The 17527-nt window shown below is 40.8% G+C and carries 17 protein-coding genes and 3 pseudogenes; 7 read left to right on the top strand and 13 right to left on the bottom strand.

Annotated features, from left to right (window positions below):
• On the bottom strand, window positions 1-1327 hold a 1327-nt coding region (locus ACVC7T_RS08255), incomplete at its 3' end, for a putative cross-wall-targeting lipoprotein signal domain-containing proteiin (protein ID WP_447262769.1).
• 277 nt (window positions 1328-1604) lie between these two features.
• Here ACVC7T_RS08255 and ACVC7T_RS08250 point away from each other — a divergent pair.
• Together ACVC7T_RS08250 and ACVC7T_RS08245 are read left to right on the top strand one after the other, a co-directional pair.
• Complete coding sequence (locus tag ACVC7T_RS08250) at window positions 1605-2195, top strand: type IV toxin-antitoxin system AbiEi family antitoxin domain-containing protein (protein WP_000037239.1); 591 nt, start codon at window positions 1605-1607, stop codon at window positions 2193-2195.
• On the top strand, window positions 2192-3037 hold the full coding sequence (locus ACVC7T_RS08245) for a nucleotidyl transferase AbiEii/AbiGii toxin family protein (RefSeq protein WP_447262768.1): 846 nt from the start codon (window positions 2192-2194) through the stop codon (window positions 3035-3037). The genes ACVC7T_RS08250 and ACVC7T_RS08245 overlap by 4 nt, the downstream gene beginning before the upstream one ends.
• 61 nt (window positions 3038-3098) lie before the next feature.
• Here ACVC7T_RS08245 and ACVC7T_RS08240 read toward each other — a convergent pair.
• Window positions 3099-3572 (bottom strand): annotated as a pseudogene (locus ACVC7T_RS08240) (CHAP domain-containing protein); the annotation flags it as partial.
• Between the two features lie 74 nt (window positions 3573-3646).
• Here ACVC7T_RS08240 and ACVC7T_RS08235 point away from each other — a divergent pair.
• Window positions 3647-3844: pseudogene (locus tag ACVC7T_RS08235) on the top strand (IS6 family transposase); the annotation flags it as partial.
• 53 nt (window positions 3845-3897) lie between these two features.
• Here ACVC7T_RS08235 and ACVC7T_RS08230 read toward each other — a convergent pair.
• From ACVC7T_RS08230 to aroA, 8 genes are all read right to left on the bottom strand, one after another.
• A complete protein-coding gene (locus ACVC7T_RS08230; RefSeq protein WP_447262770.1) occupies window positions 3898-4920 on the bottom strand; it encodes an IS30 family transposase in 1023 nt (340 codons plus the stop codon).
• Between the two features lie 180 nt (window positions 4921-5100).
• Complete coding sequence (locus tag ACVC7T_RS08225) at window positions 5101-5628, bottom strand: phosphoribosyltransferase family protein (RefSeq protein WP_002294507.1); 528 nt, start codon at window positions 5626-5628, stop codon at window positions 5101-5103.
• A gap of 43 nt (window positions 5629-5671) precedes the next feature.
• Window positions 5672-6535 carry an aminoglycoside 6-adenylyltransferase gene (ant(6), locus tag ACVC7T_RS08220; protein WP_394733848.1) on the bottom strand — a complete coding sequence of 288 codons (864 nt, stop codon included), beginning with the start codon at window positions 6533-6535 and terminating at the stop codon, window positions 5672-5674.
• Between the two features lie 24 nt (window positions 6536-6559).
• On the bottom strand, window positions 6560-8005 hold the full coding sequence (rlmD, locus tag ACVC7T_RS08215) for a 23S rRNA (uracil(1939)-C(5))-methyltransferase RlmD (RefSeq protein ID WP_394733849.1): 1446 nt from the start codon (window positions 8003-8005) through the stop codon (window positions 6560-6562).
• A gap of 86 nt (window positions 8006-8091) precedes the next feature.
• Complete coding sequence (locus ACVC7T_RS08210; RefSeq protein ID WP_394733237.1) at window positions 8092-9399, bottom strand: LCP family protein; 1308 nt, start codon at window positions 9397-9399, stop codon at window positions 8092-8094.
• A 21-nt stretch (window positions 9400-9420) separates the two neighbouring features.
• Window positions 9421-10245 (bottom strand): prephenate dehydratase, encoded by an 825-nt coding sequence (gene pheA, locus ACVC7T_RS08205; protein ID WP_105122515.1) that lies wholly within the window; start codon window positions 10243-10245, stop codon window positions 9421-9423.
• On the bottom strand, window positions 10236-10727 hold the full coding sequence (locus ACVC7T_RS08200) for a shikimate kinase (protein ID WP_394731315.1): 492 nt from the start codon (window positions 10725-10727) through the stop codon (window positions 10236-10238). The genes pheA and ACVC7T_RS08200 overlap by 10 nt, the downstream gene beginning before the upstream one ends.
• Window positions 10728-10748: 21 nt before the next feature.
• Window positions 10749-12029, bottom strand: a complete 1281-nt coding sequence (gene aroA / locus ACVC7T_RS08195; RefSeq protein WP_394733850.1) for a 3-phosphoshikimate 1-carboxyvinyltransferase — start codon at window positions 12027-12029, stop codon at window positions 10749-10751.
• A 208-nt stretch (window positions 12030-12237) separates the two neighbouring features.
• Between aroA and ACVC7T_RS08190 the strand changes: the two genes are divergently transcribed.
• The 4 genes and pseudogenes from ACVC7T_RS08190 to ACVC7T_RS08175 form a co-directional block, all read left to right on the top strand.
• Window positions 12238-13260 (top strand): 3-deoxy-7-phosphoheptulonate synthase, encoded by a 1023-nt coding sequence (locus tag ACVC7T_RS08190; RefSeq protein WP_447262767.1) that lies wholly within the window; start codon window positions 12238-12240, stop codon window positions 13258-13260.
• A 27-nt stretch (window positions 13261-13287) separates the two neighbouring features.
• The gene (locus tag ACVC7T_RS08185) at window positions 13288-14157 is read left to right on the top strand and encodes a shikimate dehydrogenase (RefSeq protein ID WP_105160466.1); all 870 of its coding nucleotides are present in this window, start codon (window positions 13288-13290) and stop codon (window positions 14155-14157) included.
• A gap of 12 nt (window positions 14158-14169) precedes the next feature.
• Window positions 14170-15237, top strand: coding sequence for a 3-dehydroquinate synthase (gene aroB, locus ACVC7T_RS08180; RefSeq protein ID WP_105160467.1), 1068 nt, complete (start codon window positions 14170-14172; stop codon window positions 15235-15237).
• A 130-nt stretch (window positions 15238-15367) separates the two neighbouring features.
• A pseudogene (locus tag ACVC7T_RS08175) lies at window positions 15368-16057 on the top strand (transposase); the annotation flags it as partial.
• Between the two features lie 329 nt (window positions 16058-16386).
• Here ACVC7T_RS08175 and ACVC7T_RS08170 read toward each other — a convergent pair.
• The 3 genes from ACVC7T_RS08170 to ACVC7T_RS08160 are packed head-to-tail and all read right to left on the bottom strand — an operon-like array spanning window position 16387 to window position 17527.
• Window positions 16387-16890, bottom strand: coding sequence for a transporter (locus ACVC7T_RS08170; protein WP_105110848.1), 504 nt, complete (start codon window positions 16888-16890; stop codon window positions 16387-16389).
• Window positions 16887-17252: a metalloprotease family protein gene (locus tag ACVC7T_RS08165; RefSeq protein ID WP_105110847.1), complete on the bottom strand. Its 366-nt coding sequence runs from the start codon at window positions 17250-17252 to the stop codon at window positions 16887-16889. Before ACVC7T_RS08165 ends, ACVC7T_RS08170 begins: the two co-directional genes overlap by 4 nt.
• Entirely contained in the window at window positions 17249-17527 is a 279-nt protein-coding gene (locus ACVC7T_RS08160) for a hypothetical protein (protein ID WP_105110846.1), read from the bottom strand. Before ACVC7T_RS08160 ends, ACVC7T_RS08165 begins: the two co-directional genes overlap by 4 nt.

Here is a 17527-nt window from a genome sequence, read left to right as displayed (position 1 = left end):
TAAAACTAAGAGTCTCACCTGTTTTGAAGCTGTCATAGACAAAGAATCCTGTTGAATCCAAAATTCTTGAGTAGCCACCCAGCATGGCATCGCCAGTTGAAATGATTTGATTAGGATTTCGGGTAATTGCTCCATGTTGTGCTTGGGGTTCACCGTTATTGAGATTGAGGGCTTGAGCAAGGGCTTCAGAAATATAACCTTCTTCACCTTTCGAAATCTCGGCCAAGTCACGTTGATAGCGTTCCATTTCTTTGGTATTGTAGGCATCAATCACTTCATTTTCTTTTCTGGCTGCGGCTTCTTTTTCTTGATTACGTTTTGTGATAGCTTCAATCTCGGCTGCACGATCTGAAACTAATTGTTGTTTCTCCTGATTAGCTTGATCTACTGCGGCTTGACCTGCACGGTTTTCAGCATCAACAGCTGCTTGACCTGCCTGATTACGCCTTTCAATGGCTTCATTATCTGCCTTTGCCTTAGCAAGTCCAGCTTCATTTTCTTTTTGAATGGCCTGATTTTTCGCAACAATATCATCTGCCTTGGTTTTCTTTGTTAGATAATCTGCTACAGCTTGTTCGTTAGTTGATTGAATAGTTTCAACAGCCTTGCCATAGTTTGTATAGTCCAGTACAGATGTTCCGTTTCCTGATGAGACTACTTGTTCTTTTACTGTCACATCAGCATCTGCATACCGAGTTTTTAGGTCTTTGACTTTGGTATCAACCCAAGTATTTGTCTCTTTACCAGTTTGGTTGGCCCCTTCGTAGGCCTGTGACAGCTCCTTATTTTCCTGTTCGATGCGAGCTTTTTCATCCACATAAGCTGCTTTGTCAGCTTTGTAGGTTTCAGTAACTTCGTTGATAGCCTCAACTTGATTTTGGGTATCTGCATCTGCTTTTGAAATTTGTTGGTTGGTTTCTACCGCAGATCTTGTATTTCCTAAATCCATTGGACTATCTTCAACCGTAGAAACACCTTCAGCCTTTGCTTCTTCAACTGCTTGTGTTACCGTATCATGTGGTACGGTAACAGCAATCGCACCGTTAGATTGTCCAGTTGATGCCATACTTTCAGTTTGTTCAGATACAGGGTTTGGTTGTGCTTCTGGTAAATTCGTGGCTGGATTCTCCGTTCGTTGAATGGTGGTGTCAACTGAAGTTGTAACTTCATCAGCATGTGCAACCGTTCCTCCCCAAGCAACAACAGCCGTCACCATGGTTCCAAGGGCAACGGAACATAGAGTGCGATATTTTTTACTCTTGCGAAAGACGTGTTTCTCGCCTTTTTCTTGATTGACAAGAAAGTGATGATTACATGTTTTGGTCATAAATAGTCCTTCTTTTCTTTTTATGTAGCAACAAACTGTCACTCTTTATTAGATACGAGGGCGTTAAGCGAGCACGACAAAAATAGGAGTTTTGACGAAGAACTTTCCGTTCTAGGAGAAACTCTCTTTTTTGTACAGCTCGTAGCCCAAGTTCAATACCATCATAAAAAAGAAGGCTTGATTTTGTTATCACAATAAAATGAGGGAAAAGAAAATGTTGCTTTTATACCACAAATATTGTAAAATTGTAGTGTAAAAGCAACAAGTGGGAGGCCGTATGTCAAAAAAAGAGATTCTACTCGATTTTATAGAAAAGAACAATGGAATTGTCACAAACAAAGATTGTAAAGCACTAGGTATTCCAACAATATATCTGACAAGACTAGAGAAAGAAGGCATTATCTTCCGAGTTGAAAAAGGTATTTTCCTAACCCAAAACGGAGACTATGATGAATACTACTTCTTTCAATATCGTTTTCCTAAGGCTATTTTCTCTTATATTTCGGCACTGTATCTACAACAGTTTACAGATGAAATTCCACAATATTTTGATGTGACAGTTCCTAGAGGCTACCGCTTTAATACTCCTCCAGCTAATCTAAATATTCACTTTGTCTCTAAAGAATACAGCGAGCTGGGAATGACTACTGTACCTACTCCTATGGGAAACAACGTAAGGGTATATGATTTTGAACGTATTATTTGTGATTTTGTAATACATCGAGAAAAGATTGATTCCGAACTCTTTGTCAAGACACTTCAATCTTATGGGAACTATCCTAAAAAAAATCTAGCAAAACTCTATGAATATGCGACAAAAATGAATACTTTAGAAAAAGTTAAACAAACTCTGGAGGTTCTAATATGAACAAAGCTAAATTAACAGCACTCTGTCATAAAATATCAAAGAATACTGGTTTAACCTTTAATTCCGTGATGACCTATTACTTTCTTGAAGTGATTTTGAAAAAATTAAGTCAAAGTTCTTATTCAAATCACTATATCTTCAAAGGAGGATTCCTACTTTCGAATGTCATCGGAGTTGAATCTCGTAGCACTGTTGATATTGACTTTTTATTCCATCAAATAACACTATCAGAAGAAACTGTTAAACAGCAACTTGAAGAAGTTTTAGCAGATTCTGAAAAAGGTATTTCTTTCACAATTCAATCTATCACAGCTATAAAAGAAAGTGATGACTATGGTGGCTATCGTGCAACCATTTTGTGCCAACTTGAGAATATTAAACAAGTTATCCATTTGGATATTGCGACAGGTGATGTTGTAACTCCTCAGCCGATTACATACAACTATAAAGCTATTTTTGATGAAGACAATTTTCCAATCATTGCTTATACAATTGAAACAATTCTAGCTGAAAAACTTCAAACCATCTATTCACGCAACTTCTTGAACAGCAGAAGCAAAGATTTTTACGATGTTTATATTCTTTCAAAACTGAAGAAAGAAGACATTGACTTCATTCAATTGAAAAATGCCTGTCAGAGAACATTTTCATATCGCGAAACAGAACTCGATTTTGAAAAGATTATTGAACTACTCGAAAGGTTCAAATCTGACCCTATTCAGAATAAACAATGGCAAAATTATTCAAAAAAATATAGCTATACAAAGGGGATTTCACTTGCAGATGTTCTTGATGAGATGATTCGTCTCATAACAGTTCTCATTTCTATAAATTCTGATTAATCGTGACAAAAAAACACAAAAGATATGCTAACATTTATTCATTTTGTTAGCATATCCTTTTTTATTTCGTCGTATAAGCAAAACTCAAGCTACTATCCACTCCAGATAATTTTCGGAAGGTGTAGTTGGGATTGCCATTGTAATTGGTTTCGGAGATAAGGAATGAGCCATCTGGGTAGACTTTTTCGACGAAAGCCACATGTCCGTATTCTGTTGGGGTGCCATGTCCTCCTCCCGCAAAGGAAAGGATAGCTCCTTCTTGTGGACTTGTCCCTGTCTCTCCACCGAGACTTGCGGCTGTACGCACCCAATCTTGGCCATTGCCCATGGTACTGATAATTGGAATCTTCTCACCATTTTTACCTTTGAGTTTTAGACCCAGTTGGTTGATACGGGCTGCGACTCCCCAAGTACATTGGCCGTAAGCATATCCCATACCGTCACCACCTCCTGGAATAGAGTTTTCAAAAAGGTCTCCTCGTACAGCTTCAAGTGCTTTTGGATCACTTTGTGCTGTCCCACCGTTGGGTTGACTGGTTCTGTTGCAAAGTTTTAAATCTACTATCAAATAAGGTAGAATAATAGAAAAAGATAGCAGGAGGAATGACGATGAATCATTTTAAAGGAAAGCAATTTCAGCAGGATGTGATTATTGTAGCCGTGGGCTACTATCTTCGTTATAACCTTAGCTATCGTGAAGTTCAAGAAATCTTATATGATCGTGGCATTAACGTTTCTCATACGACGATTTATCGTTGGGTGCAAGAATATGGCAAACTACTCTATCAAATTTGGAAAAAGAAAAACGCACATTGTCAAGTCAAGTGCAACAAGTTCATTGATAACTAGAGATCCAGAGGTTAAGCTGTCTGGGCTAGCCCAAACAGAAATTTCGAGGATTGATATTGAAGAAGTCGTCTGGGGCGCTCATTGATGGCAGTGATATACTTGTCCAGTTCTTCAGAGGTTAGTAAATTAAGTGAGACTCCTTTAGGGATATATTCTCTGAGTAGACCATTGAAGTTCTCGTTTGTTCCTCTCTCATGTGAAGAATAAGGATGTGCAAAGTAAACATCAACGGCTTCCAGGTCTGAGAGTAAACTAAACTCCGCACCATTATCTGCTGTGATGGATGCAATAGGATACAGACTGGTGAGATGCCTTACAGCACTATTAATGGTGTGGGACTGTTTGTCTTCTAGCTTAACGCCCAGTGCATAGCGTGTCTGGCGCTCTACCAAGGTCAAAATAACTGCTTCACCTTTGGTTTTCTTGCCAAGAACTAAATCAATCTCCCAATGCCCAAATTCAGAACGGTCATTGATACACTCTGGACGTTCTTCGATAGACTTACCTAAAGTCTTCCGATTCATCTTCGTGACTTTCTTAGAACGTTTTCTGATACTAACCATCTTAGGCAGATCGATTGGTTTAACAGCTAACAGCCCCTCTTTGATATAACGATAAATCGTTTTGGTAGAGGGTACGACTTCTTCAGGATGGCTTGCTTTATAAGTCTGAACAAAACTATCTACGCTATGGAGACGGATGTTAGCCTTCAAGGCATCTCCTAATTGTTCAATGAACCTAGCGGAGCAGTCCTTCAACTTGAGATAAGAACACTTTCGGCGATTGGTCTCATAGACACGTTGTCCACTATCAGCGAAATAGGCGCTGAAATAAGTTCGTTTCCCATTTTTATCCTGTACCTGATCTACTGAACCACGTTTGATTTCTCGACAGATTGTAGACCGGTGACGACCCAGAAGCCGAGCGATTTCAATTGGTTTCTTTCCCATTTTAAGATAAGCAGCAATTTCACCACGTTCTGTGGCTGAGAGATGAGAATAGGATGAGTTTCTGGTAGAATGAGTGTTGGACATGTTCATCTGCTTTCTATACTGAGTTGGGGAATTCTAGTATATCAGACGAACATGTCTTTTTTGTTGCACTTCATTTTACAACGCGGGACTTAAAATTTATAAAAAAAAGAGTAAACATCTTTCGTTGTATTGTAAATTAACGCCATCCAAAATTTTGATTCAAGATTTTCTTTCGGTTTATTATATGTTTGAGCCAATATAAGCTACAAAACTGCTGTCTATCCATTTTTGAGTAACCTCATTTATATCAATCCCAATAGTAGCCAACCCAATAATGCTGCAATCCAATTTCTCTAACAAAGCTATTAAAGCCTTCATTTGAGAACCTGTCTCTATCCAATCATCTACAATCAAAACTCTTTTGTTCCTCACAATAGAACTCTTAGATATTTCAAAGCTTTTATCTTGACCTGAATAGTCGGTAAAATGTGTCGAAATAATCTCTTCTTTTGCGTATGGCAGCTTATCACCTTTTCTTACTCCAATAAACCCCACTCCAAGTTCTTTGGCTATGGCAGTGCCTAGTATCCATCCAATTGCTTCTGGGGCAGCCACATAATCTACTTTATTTTGAAAATCCAATGATAGTACTTTTACAATTTTATCAAAAACGGTTTTATGTGTAAAAATAGTTAGTAAATCATATTTTCCAATTGAGTTACGAGGTAATATACCTCTAATCTCATTTATAACATCAGTACTTTCCATACATTTACACCCCTTGCTTATGGTTAATAATCTTTGCTAATCTTTAAAAATAGTCATTTTCAACATATTTTTTATACATGTCCTCGGTATATCTTGTTATGTTCTTACCATACTCTGGATAATCAAACCCCAGTAGTTCTGCTACCTCTTTGGACACTTCCCTGAACAATTGGTGGCATATAAATAATGACTTCCAAATATTTTCATAGGAATCCATCCGGTAGGTGGACAAAAGTTTCTCCCACAAATCCTCGGATATATACCTTTCAATAAACTTATAGTTCTTGCCTACACTTAATTTAAAGCCTGTTTCGATGCCGACCTTCCATGATATCATTCTCAGCAGCTCATGGCGAACAATCTGATTAAAATGATCAATAGCAAATAAAATTTCCTTACGGCACAATCCTTTAATAACATAAGGTGTTACATTCCAAAATTCATTGCAGCAATCATCATACTCCCTTGCGCTTGGCTTTCTTACATGATAATCTATATCAGTCGGAACTATGTCCCTTTTAATTCTACAATCTTTATCAATTAGAACCTTTATTAATTTATCGCCCTTTAGGTAATTATCTAACTCTTCCAAGGGCAATAAGGTAAGATCAATTTTATTGTAATCATCAAATAGCATAAGATAGGAAAATCCCTTTTCTTCAGGTGGGAATAATTCCATATCCTCCGGCTTTTGCATCATTATTATATTCCCAAATTGATTAAGCCAGTCATCATTAGATATAAACGGTTCTATATCACTTACAAAATATGTAATATCATAATCCTGAAATTCATCTTTATGTATATTAATATTTGCGCGTGACCCCTCAAGGGTCACAATTCGAATACGTTCATCCTGTTCTGCTAAAGAAAGTACTAAATCCATCATTTCTTTTTCTGATCTCATTTACATACTCCTCGTTTATTTTTTCTATATTATCTCTGGATATGTTGCGTCTTTTTTTATATTAATGGAACTAAAATCTTCCTCATCAATTTCAATGTTAATATGATGCTCAGCATCAAGTTTGGACAATAGTGCAACAGTCTCGACGTGATGTGTGGTTGGAAAAAGATCTACTGGCCGCACCTTGGTCAATCTATAGCCCAATTCCTCATAAAGCTTAATATCACGCGCCATAGTTGCCGCATTACAAGAGATGTAAACGATTTTCTCTGGAGCTACCGAGCTACTTGCCCTGATGAAGCTTTCTGTCAAACCTTTTCTCGGCGGATCGACAAAGATGACTGTCGGTTTAATACCATCTGCCACCCATTTTTTCATTGCAGATTCGGCACTATCACAGACATAGGTCGCATTGTCAATCCCATTTCGAGCAGCATTTTTCTGACTATCAAGGACAGCCTTTTCCACGACTTCTACACCATAAACATGCTTAACTTGTTTGGCGAAAGACAGGCCGATAGTCCCAATACCTGAATAAGCATCAATGACAATATCATCTGCCGACAATTCTGCGAAATCAATAGCTGTCTGATAGAGTTTTTCCGCCATTTCTGTATTGACTTGATAGAATGACGGAGCTGAAATCTCAAATTCATTACCCAACATGGTGTCGACAATGGTTTCACTGCCATGCAACAGACGAAATTCTTGTCCAAAAATCGCATTGGTATTCTGGTCATTGATATTCTGGATGATAGAAACCAGATTTGGAAACTGGCTTGTCAAACGCTCAATAAGGGTTTCAACACGGAAAATCTTTGGTCTAGTTGTGACCAAAATCAACATCAACTGACCCGAATAATGACCACGACGAACGACGATATTGCGGATCAGTCCTGTCTGTTCTTTCTCATCGTAAGGCTTCAAATCTAACTTTCTGAATAGGTCACGAGTCGCAAGAATCAAGGCATCGATTTCCTTATGCTGGATATAAAAATCTTCAATCGGAACCAAATCATGCGAATTCTTACGGAAAAAACCAGTTTCCAATTGGCCATTAACTCGACGAACAGGAACTGCCGCCTTGTTTCGATAGGCAAGAGGACTGTCCATACCAAGAGTATGTTCTACTTCTATTTCTGAAATGCCCGCAATCTTGCGTAGACTATTTTCAACTTGCTTTTTCTTAAATTCAAGCTGGGCTGGGTAATTCAAATGCCCCAAATCTGCAATACCCGTTCTCAGATAGGTCAAATCCAGGTCTTGATTACGGTCTGGTGAGAAGCTCTGCCATTCTTCCACCTTACCAAAACCTATATTCTTTTTTAGCTTTAGAACTTTCATCTTGATACGCTCACCTGGTAGGGCATTATCCACGAAAAAGACAAATCCATCTAGCTTGGCAACTCCTTGCCCCTCGTGGGTCAGGTCCACAATTTCCACTTCAACAATTTGATTTTTTTCTAACATTGTTCTACTTTCTAAATGAGGTCACGAAAAAAGTGACCGAAGTCACTTTTAAGTATAGCACATTTCACAAGAAAACTGGCGCATTCTTACCTTAGACCCAGTTCTCTCAGCACTTCTTGGTATTTATAGAAGTCAATTTTTAGTCCCATACCACCATAATTATCATACTCATCAATCCAATCGTGGTTTTCTGGTATGGTTACTCGTTCAATTCCATTAGGTGCATCCAGCAAAATACCTGGACCACGAAGCAACGGAAATGCTAGTGGGACATTGGTAGAGGTCATAGAGTAAATTTTTCCAAGCGCCTCAGCACCAGAGAAGAGCTTTGTGGGATCTTGTGCCTGCTGAATAATTGCATCCAAAACCTCTTGTTGCCGCCTTGTCCGACCGAAGTCTCCTTCGTCATCCGAACGAAAACGAGCATAGTTGAGCAAGGTTTTCCCGTCCATCTGCTGTGGACCGACCTGAATGGTTTGATAAGCTGGTGCATTTTCCTCCAGACGCAGGTCGTTGGGTGCATCAACAGAAGACACCGTTTCACCATCAATCGTTGAAAATTGAGCATCAATGGCCACACCTGATGGAAAGAGCGTATCAATAGCAGATGCAAAACTCGCAAAATCAACAAGGGCATAGTATTGAATATCAATATCAAAATTTTCCTTCAAAACCTGCCGAACATTTTCAGCCCCAAGACCACCATTTTGCTCACCAAAAGTGTAGGCAGAATTGAGTTTGTAGTCACCTTCTCCACCGATAGTAACCAGCGTATCCCGCATAAAGCTGACTAGTTTTATCTTATTGCTACTATTATTGACATTCAGGACTATAACAGTATCCGTTCGAGTTTCACCGGTACTTTGTCCAACTCGACCATCTGTTCCTAAGATTAAAATATTGATGCCATCCTGTGTCGCCTGACCAGCAAATTGTTCGGTAGCAGGCTTGTTATCCACGCTAATCATCCCTTTGACAAACATAGCGCCCAAGGCAAGCAGCAATATCAGTAATCCCCAGAAGACAAAACTTAAAAGTCGTTTGAAAAAAGGTTTCTTGGGTGGCTGACTACTACTATCTTCAGTTACTGAAGTCGCCTTATTTTTCTTAGATTTTTTTAACCTTTCTTTTCGACTCAAGGTCGGATAGGCTGGTAAGAGCTCCTCTTCCTCTACAAGGGGCACAACCTCTCTCCAAGAATCCTCAAGTGAAAACTCTGGAAGATTAGAAGCCTCCTCCTCAAGTGGCGAAGGCGCAATAACTTGCTCCTCACCCTTTTTAAGATACTCTAAGTAATCCAGCTCCGTCTTTTCCTTCTCGTTTAAGTAGTGAATATTTTTACGCAGGTAGTCCAAGCGTAGCTCTTCATGATGTGATAAGGGATGTTTCGCCATATTCACTCCTTTCTAAGGTTATTACACACTATAAACCTTATAATTTCCTAAAATCTTATAAAAAATCCCTAAACTTTTCAATTCCTCCAAAGAATAGCCAACTAATTCATCTGAATTATTCTCAATATCTAAGATAAAGAAATACTCACCCAGCGCCGTTTTCAGCGGCCGACTTTCAATCTTGGTCAAACCGATTCCTCTCCACGAAAAGACCGACATAGCCTTATAGAGGGCACCTGGCAGATTATCTGGTAGCGTCAGGGCCAAAGAAACCTTCCGATCTGTTTTCCGCAATCCCAATTCAGGCGCAGTATGTCCCAAAATCCAAAAACGAGTGAAATTCTCCGCGATTTCTTGGATGTCTTGGGCAATGACCTGCAGGCCGTACTCTTCAGCCGCAGCGTGCGGTGCAATAGCCGCAAAAGGCTGATCCGCATGCTCCGCTACAAATCGGGCTGCGTAGGCCGTGCTTGCTGTCAACTCCAAACGAGCCTTCGGAAAATGCTCCTGAACATATTTTTTCCCCTGCGCAATGGCCTGCGGATGAGAATAGATGACCTCGATTTCCTTATGAGGCGTCGTCGCTAGCAATTGCTGGGCGATGGGCTGAACCACTTCTGCCACCGCATGGATTTCCGCCTGATGAAAAAGGTAGTCAATGGTCTCGTGAACACTACCTTCAATCGAATTCTCAACCGGAATAACCGAATAGGTCACCAAGCCAGTCTCATAGGCCTTGACGACCTCCGTAATGGTACCAAAAGCCTGCAAATCCGCCTCCGGAAAGGCCTGCTGGGCAACTTGGTGAGTAAAGGACCCCCGCGGGCCCAAATAAGCTACTTGCATAGAATCTTCCTTGCTACTTGTTCCGGACTGAGTTGGTCTGTGTCAATGACCAGGTCAGCTAGTCCTTCATATAAAGCCATTCGTTCTTGGTAAATGGCCTCAAACTCCTCTCGGCTGTGCTGTAAAAATAAGGGACGTTGCGACTGATGATCTTGATTAATCCGCTCATATGCCACTGGAAAGGAGGCAGTCAAAAGAACATTATTGGGTTTATTTTTGAGCAAAATCTCCCTGTTTTTGGCGGATTTGACCACACCACCGCCCGTTGAAACCAAGTAATCATTGGGCAAGTCCATCAACTCTTCCAAGACTTGGGTTTCCAACTGGCGAAAGGCATCTTCACCCTCTGATTGGAAGAAATCCGCAATGGACATGCCAATCCGTTCTTCCATGATTTGGTCCATGTCATAGAGTGGCATATCCAAGAGTTTAGCAGTCGTGGTCTTTCCAACTCCCATAAAACCAAGTAATACGATTGGCATTCTCTCTCCTCCTTACTGAGCTTATTTTTCTAGACTTTCAAGATGGTCAAAGAAGGCTGGGTAGCTGGTATTAATGGCCTCAGCGCGCTCAAGAACAACCTCGCCATCTTGTGCCAAGAGGGCTGCGATAGCTGTCATCATACCAATACGGTGGTCGCCAAAGGTATTAACCGTCGCACCGTGCAAAGGCGTTGGGCCCTCGATAATCATACCATCAGCAGTCGGCTCAATCTTAGCTCCCATGCTATTCAAGGCATCTGCCACCACTTGAATACGGTCTGTTTCCTTAACCTTCAACTCCTCAGCATCGCGAATAATAGTTGTGCCATTGGCTTGCGTCGCCAAGAGAGCAATAATCGGCAATTCGTCAATTAAGCGCGGAATCAAATCACCAGCAATCTCCGTTCCCTGCAAGCTAGAATACTCAACCGTAATGGTCGCTGATTTGGCAATCTCATCCACATTGGACAAGGTCATCTTGCCACCCATAGCCTTGATGACGTCCAAAATCCCCGTCCGTGTTTCATTGACGCCGACGTTTTCAAGGGTAATTTTTGAACCAGGCACAACTAGTCCAGCCACCAACCAGAAGGCCGCACTGGAAATATCTCCAGGGACAACAATTTCTTGCGCTGTAAATTCCTGCCCACCTGTGATACGGATCTCCTTGCCATCAACAGACAAATGACCCCCAAATTGGACAATCATATCCTCCGTGTGGTTACGAGTGATTTCTTTTTCGATAATAACAGACTCACCTTCTGCCTGCAAAGCTGCAAATAAGAGAGCAGATTTTACCTGAGCAGATGCTACTGGCAATTGATAGGAAATCGGCTTGAGGGACTTGGTACCTTTGATGGTCAAAGGTGGCAAATCACGGTCTGTCTGACCAGAAACGGTTACACCCATTTGGCTGAGCGGCACCGTCACACGATCCATAGGACGCTTTGACAGCGAATCATCGCCAAACATGGTCGCTTCAAACTCTTGACCAGCCAAGACACCTGAAATCAAACGAATAGATGTCCCTGAATTCCCCATATCAAGGGCATTTTTAGGAGCCTGCAAGCCATCAAAGCCAACACCGTGAACCTCAACCACATCCCCATTATCCTCAATCGTCACGCCTAAATCACGAAAAACCTGCATGGTCGAGAGGACATCCTCACCACGCAAAATATCATGAACACGAGTTACGCCTTTTGCCAAGGATCCAAAAATAATGGAACGGTGGCTGATGGATTTATCACCCGGAACGCGTATCGTACCTTCTAAGGCTCTTGCATTTGTTCTTAATTTCATTTCCATACCTCACATAGTTTCCCTTTCATTCTACCACATTTGCAGAATATTTTCAGATTTTTATGCCATTTTATCTTTGAAAATACCTATATTTGATAAAATTTTCAGAATTTACTGTAAATTTTTCGAAAAACATAGATATGGTTTTAATAATAGCTGCTTTCATGGTATAATAAAAAGAAATTTTATCAATCAAGGAGATTATCTAGTGTTTACACCAATTAGCGAAAAAATTGATATTCAGGATGTAAGAGACCATTCAAAATTATCCCCAGAAACCTTAGCCAAAAAAGGAGCGCGCGACCGTGAGTTAGAGGCTATTTTAAAAGGCGAAGACGACCGTCTGCTCTTGGTCATCGGACCTTGCTCTTCTGACAATGAAGAAGCTGTTCTAGACTATGCTCATCGTTTAGCCAAGCTTCAAGAAGAAGTCAAGGACAAAATCTTTATGGTCATGCGTGTCTACACGGCTAAGCCCCGTACCAACGGCGACGGCTACAAGGGTCTCATGCACCAGCCCAAGACCGATGCAGCACCTAGTCTCATCAACGGTATCAAGGCTGTCCGCAACCTCCACTACCGTGTCATTACCGAGACTGGTTTGACGACGGCCGACGAGATGCTTTATCCCGAAAACCTGCCACTTGTTGATGATTTGGTATCTTATATTGCCGTTGGTGCCCGTTCGGTTGAAAATCAGCAACACCGTTTTGTGGCGTCTGGAATTGATGTGCCAACTGGCTTGAAAAACCCTACATCTGGTAACCTCAAGGTCATGTTTAACGGTATTTTCGCGGCTCAGAAAAAGCAGTCCTTCCTCTTCAACAACACAGAGGTTGAAACATCTGGAAATCCGCTGGCTCATGTTATCCTGCGTGGTGCAGTGACAGAAAGTGGCAAATACCTGCCAAACTACTACTACGATAATCTCTTGGAAACCATTGACCTCTACAAACAATTCGGTTTGGCTAATCCATTTATTATCATTGATACCAACCACGATAATTCTGGTAAAAATTATTTGGAACAAATCCGCATTGTCCGTCAAACCCTGATTAACCGCGATTGGAACGACGATATTCGCAAGTATGTTCGTGGCTTTATGATTGAATCCTACTTGGAAGACGGTCGTCAGGATAGCCCAGAAACCTTTGGTAAATCCATTACCGACCCTTGCCTTGGTTGGGATAAAACTGAAGCACTGATTCGTGAAATCCATGAAACCCTCTAATCTACTGATACACTTGGGAGGTCTCACATGACGATTAACGGCTATACTCGTCTGGCTGCTGTGGTAGCCAAACCCATTAAACACTCCATTTCTCCCTTCATTCACAATCTTGCCTTTGAAGAAACTGGGGTCAATGGGGTCTACGTGGCTTGGGAAATAGCAGAGCAAGACCTACCAGTCACACTTGACAACATTAAGCGCTACGACATGTTTGGTATCAATCTCTCCATGCCCTACAAGCAGGCGGTTATTCCCTACCTAGACGAATTGACAGAGTCTGCTCGCTTAATCGGCGCGGTCAATACGGTCATTCACCGCCATGGCCAATTGATTGGGCACAATACAGACGGCATCGGATTTTTCAAGAGTTTGGAAAAACAACTGAATTTCCATGTGGCAAACAAAAGTCTCACCATTCTGGGCGGAGGCGGTGCTTCTACGGCTATTATTGCCCAAGCTGCTTTGGACAGTGCCAAGGAAATCAGCATTTTCTGTCGCCAACAAAGTCTGGACAGAACACAAACTACTGCTGACCGTATTGTCCAAGCAACTGGTAGCTCCATTCAGGTATTGCCGATTGACAACCAGGACTTGGTTCAGGAGCATGTTACAAAGTCTGACTTGCTCGTCAACGGAACCAGCGTCGGCATGGATGGTCAGTCTCTGCCAATTCAGGAAACCATTGCATTTCCAAAAAACAGTTTAGTGGCAGATGTGATTTACCAACCTTTTGAGACGCCCTTACTCAAACTAGCCAAGGAACAAGGCATTCCAAGCATCAATGGTTTGGGTATGTTACTCTTTCAAGCTGCTGAGGCTTTTGAGTCTTGGACAGGCAAAGAAATGCCGACGGACTTGATTTGGAAACAATTAGTCGAAAAATATGACATCAACTAGAGAGGACACAGCATGAAACTAACTGTCAATCTTCCCCAAAATCCCTACGATATTCTCATCGAAAAAGGAAGCTTAGCGCAGGTCGGTGCTTGGGCAAGCTCACTCTGGAAGCCACAAAAAATTGCGATTATTACGGATGACCATGTTGCCTCACTCTATCTGGAAACGGCCAGAGCTAGTCTTGAAAAAGCTGGTTTTGAAACCATCACATTTGCCTTTCCAGAAGGTGAAGCATCCAAAAATCTGGACACGGTCAACCAAGCCTATGAGTTTCTTGTTCAAGAAGGCATGACCCGAAGTGACGGCATCTTAGCCCTTGGTGGCGGTGTCGTAGGTGATTTGGCTGGCTTTGTGGCCTCAACCTATATGCGGGGCATTCATTTCCTCCAAGTCCCAACTAGCCTGACCGCTCAGGTTGATTCGTCTATCGGGGGCAAAACGGGTGTCAACACTCCCTTTGCCAAAAACATGGTCGGTACCTTCTGCCAACCTGATGGCGTTCTCATTGACCCTAACACCCTAGAAACCTTGGGCAAACGTGAATTGATTGAAGGCATGGGTGAGGTTGTCAAATACGGCTTAATAGATGATGTGGAGCTCTGGGAAACCCTAGACCAATTAGACGGATCTGTCGAGAGCATTCTGGAGCATGCTGGCTATATCATCTACCACTCCTGTGAAGTCAAACGCAAGGTTGTTGTCGAAGATGAATTAGACAACGGTGTCAGACTCTACCTCAACTTCGGTCACACGATTGGACATGCTATTGAAGCGACCGCTGGTTACGGCCAAGTCATGCACGGTGAAGCTGTTGCCATCGGTATGGTACAGATTGCACGTGTAGCTGAGAAAAAAGGACTCATGCCAGCTGGTATCACTGAAAAAATCATCGCCATGTGTGAAAAATTCGGCTTGCCAACTGCTCACCAACCTTGGAATGTAGACCAGCTATACGCTGCCTTGACACGAGATAAAAAAGCACGAGGTAAAACTATCAAACTTGTCATCGTACCACAATTAGGCCAGGCAGCCATCCATCAAATCCCAATGGAAGAAATGCTGGAATTTCTACAACTATAAGAAAAAGACTACTGACTTGCATGAAATCAGTAGTCTATTTTTGGCTCTATAATTTCTGTAGTGGCTAACCCCTTCGCTCTCCAATTTCTAAGCTCAGGCTGAAACAGTCTATTCCCAGACTGTTTCACTCCCCAATGCAAAAATCGTACTCGACCGCTTTCATATCGTGCAACACCTTAGCCGTGCTATGAACCGTATTCGTATTCAAATTATGAATCAATTCGACAGAACATCGCAGGAATACAGAGCCTTGAAACGCTACTGGAAACCTCGCTTTCTTATTTCTAGGCTCAGGCTAAATCAGTCCACCGGACTGATTTATTTCAACAAGTTAGCCGTAAACTCAGCGATAAACGATTTTATCGCCCTATGTTTCGAATGCATTTGACTAACAAGGAAATCCTAGAAAAACTCCTGTCTTTCTCCGAGGAACTACGACAGCACTATGAACTCTATCAGCTTCTCTTATTTCATTTCCAAGAGAAGAACTCAGACCATTTCTTTGACCTAATTGAACAAGAAATAGCCACTGTTAATCCTATTTTCCAGACGGTATTTAAGACATTTCTAAAGGATAAAGACAAGGTTTTGAATGCACTAGAATTGCCTTATTCAAACGCCAAACTGGAAGCTACCAATAATCTCATCAAAGACATTAAGAGAAATGCCTTTGGTTTCAGGAAGATGAAAACTTTAAAAAACGGATTTTAATTGCTTTGAGCAGTGAAAAGGGCTGGGAAGAGCCCTTTTCAGCTTACCTCCTAAAAACAAGAAAGAGATAAAGAAAGAGAGAACGAAGTTCGTCCTCTCTAGGTGTTAGCTGACATCAACCCACTACAGTGACAAAGAGCCCAAAAATACATCGAGCATGACCTCAATGTATTTTTTCTTATATTTTAGTGAACTCCATGCTGAATCACTGAGTCAGACAAGTTCTAAAATCCTGAAATTCTAACTAATGCCACGTCACCGTCTCGTCTTTAAAACAATGTAGGATAGGGACAGTTTTCTTATGAAATGGATGGTTTTGTATATCATAGGCGCTTTCCTACAATTCCAGTAATCTTTTTAATGCTTTTCGTCATAACAAAGTCTTCATTTCATTTTATACTAAAATTAACAATTGCAACATGATAATCAAATATACGTTCATTGAAGCATGCCCACTAATAATTGTTTTAACTCCTTTTTCTGCCCGTCCGTTAGTTTTTCCTTGTGAGCATCATGGTTTTCTACTGTTCCTACGTGTGTTTGAACTGAACCATCCTCTGCAATAACTACTAAAAATGGGACAGATAGTTCATCATCATGATGTTTCTCATATACTTTTTTCAATCGACTACGAAGAGTATCTGTGAAACCTTTACTTCTTGTATCTACAACATAAGCCTTCTGATTAGTTGTCACCAACGCATCATCTAGAATCGGAATTAATTCTACGCACCAAGGACATGCTGCAAAACCAAAGTAATAAATCCCTTCTTCTCCATCTTCGATTTTATTGATTACACTCTCTGGTTCTTCATGAATAAATTGTGCTGTATTCGTATTATATTCAGGAGCCTTATCAGCACCTATAGCCCATTGATATCCTACTATGAAGCACACTAACACTGCAACACCAACTAGCATAATTTTAAAGAATCTCTTCATGCCTTTCCTCCTTTTCTCACTATATTCAGTAATGATAATAGAATAACTTGCCCATCTGTACAAAACGGAAAAATGTGTAAAACATTCAAGAAACAAACTATTCTTGCTAAAGCCAAAAAAGCATTATTATCTGGTATTAGAAGTCCAATCAGTACCATACCAACAGGAGCAACTAATGCTATCATAAAATTATCAATATCTCTGCCCTTATTTAAAAACTTCACTGAGGGAACAAGAAATTTTTCAAATTCAAATTTAGGATTATATCCAAGGAAATACGCAGTCAAGTAGTGTAATAGCTCATGAACGACCACGGTTAGTAAAATTAGTGGAAGTTGTACTATGATTTCCCAAACTGTCATACTGGATTCTCTCTTAATTTTCTTTTATTTAAGAGATAGCCTGTTAGTAAGAATACTGCCATAGTCACAATATAGGAGATAATCAATCTATGGTGTAGTAAAAAAGTCGTATTTAATTCACTTGGAGTAATTCTACTAATAATTTTTACTCCAAAAAGTGTCAAAACTGTTCCACTTTCATTAATTTGAAAAAGTTCTACAATTAAATCAATAGCCACTAAAAATAGATAAGCGATATTTCCCCATTTGAAGTAATTGAGTAATTTTTTGTTCAT

This window comes from Streptococcus sp. P25B114 (genome assembly GCF_053010325.1).
Note: the sequence above shows the minus strand (reverse complement) of the source record. Positions and strands in the feature narration are given on the sequence as shown.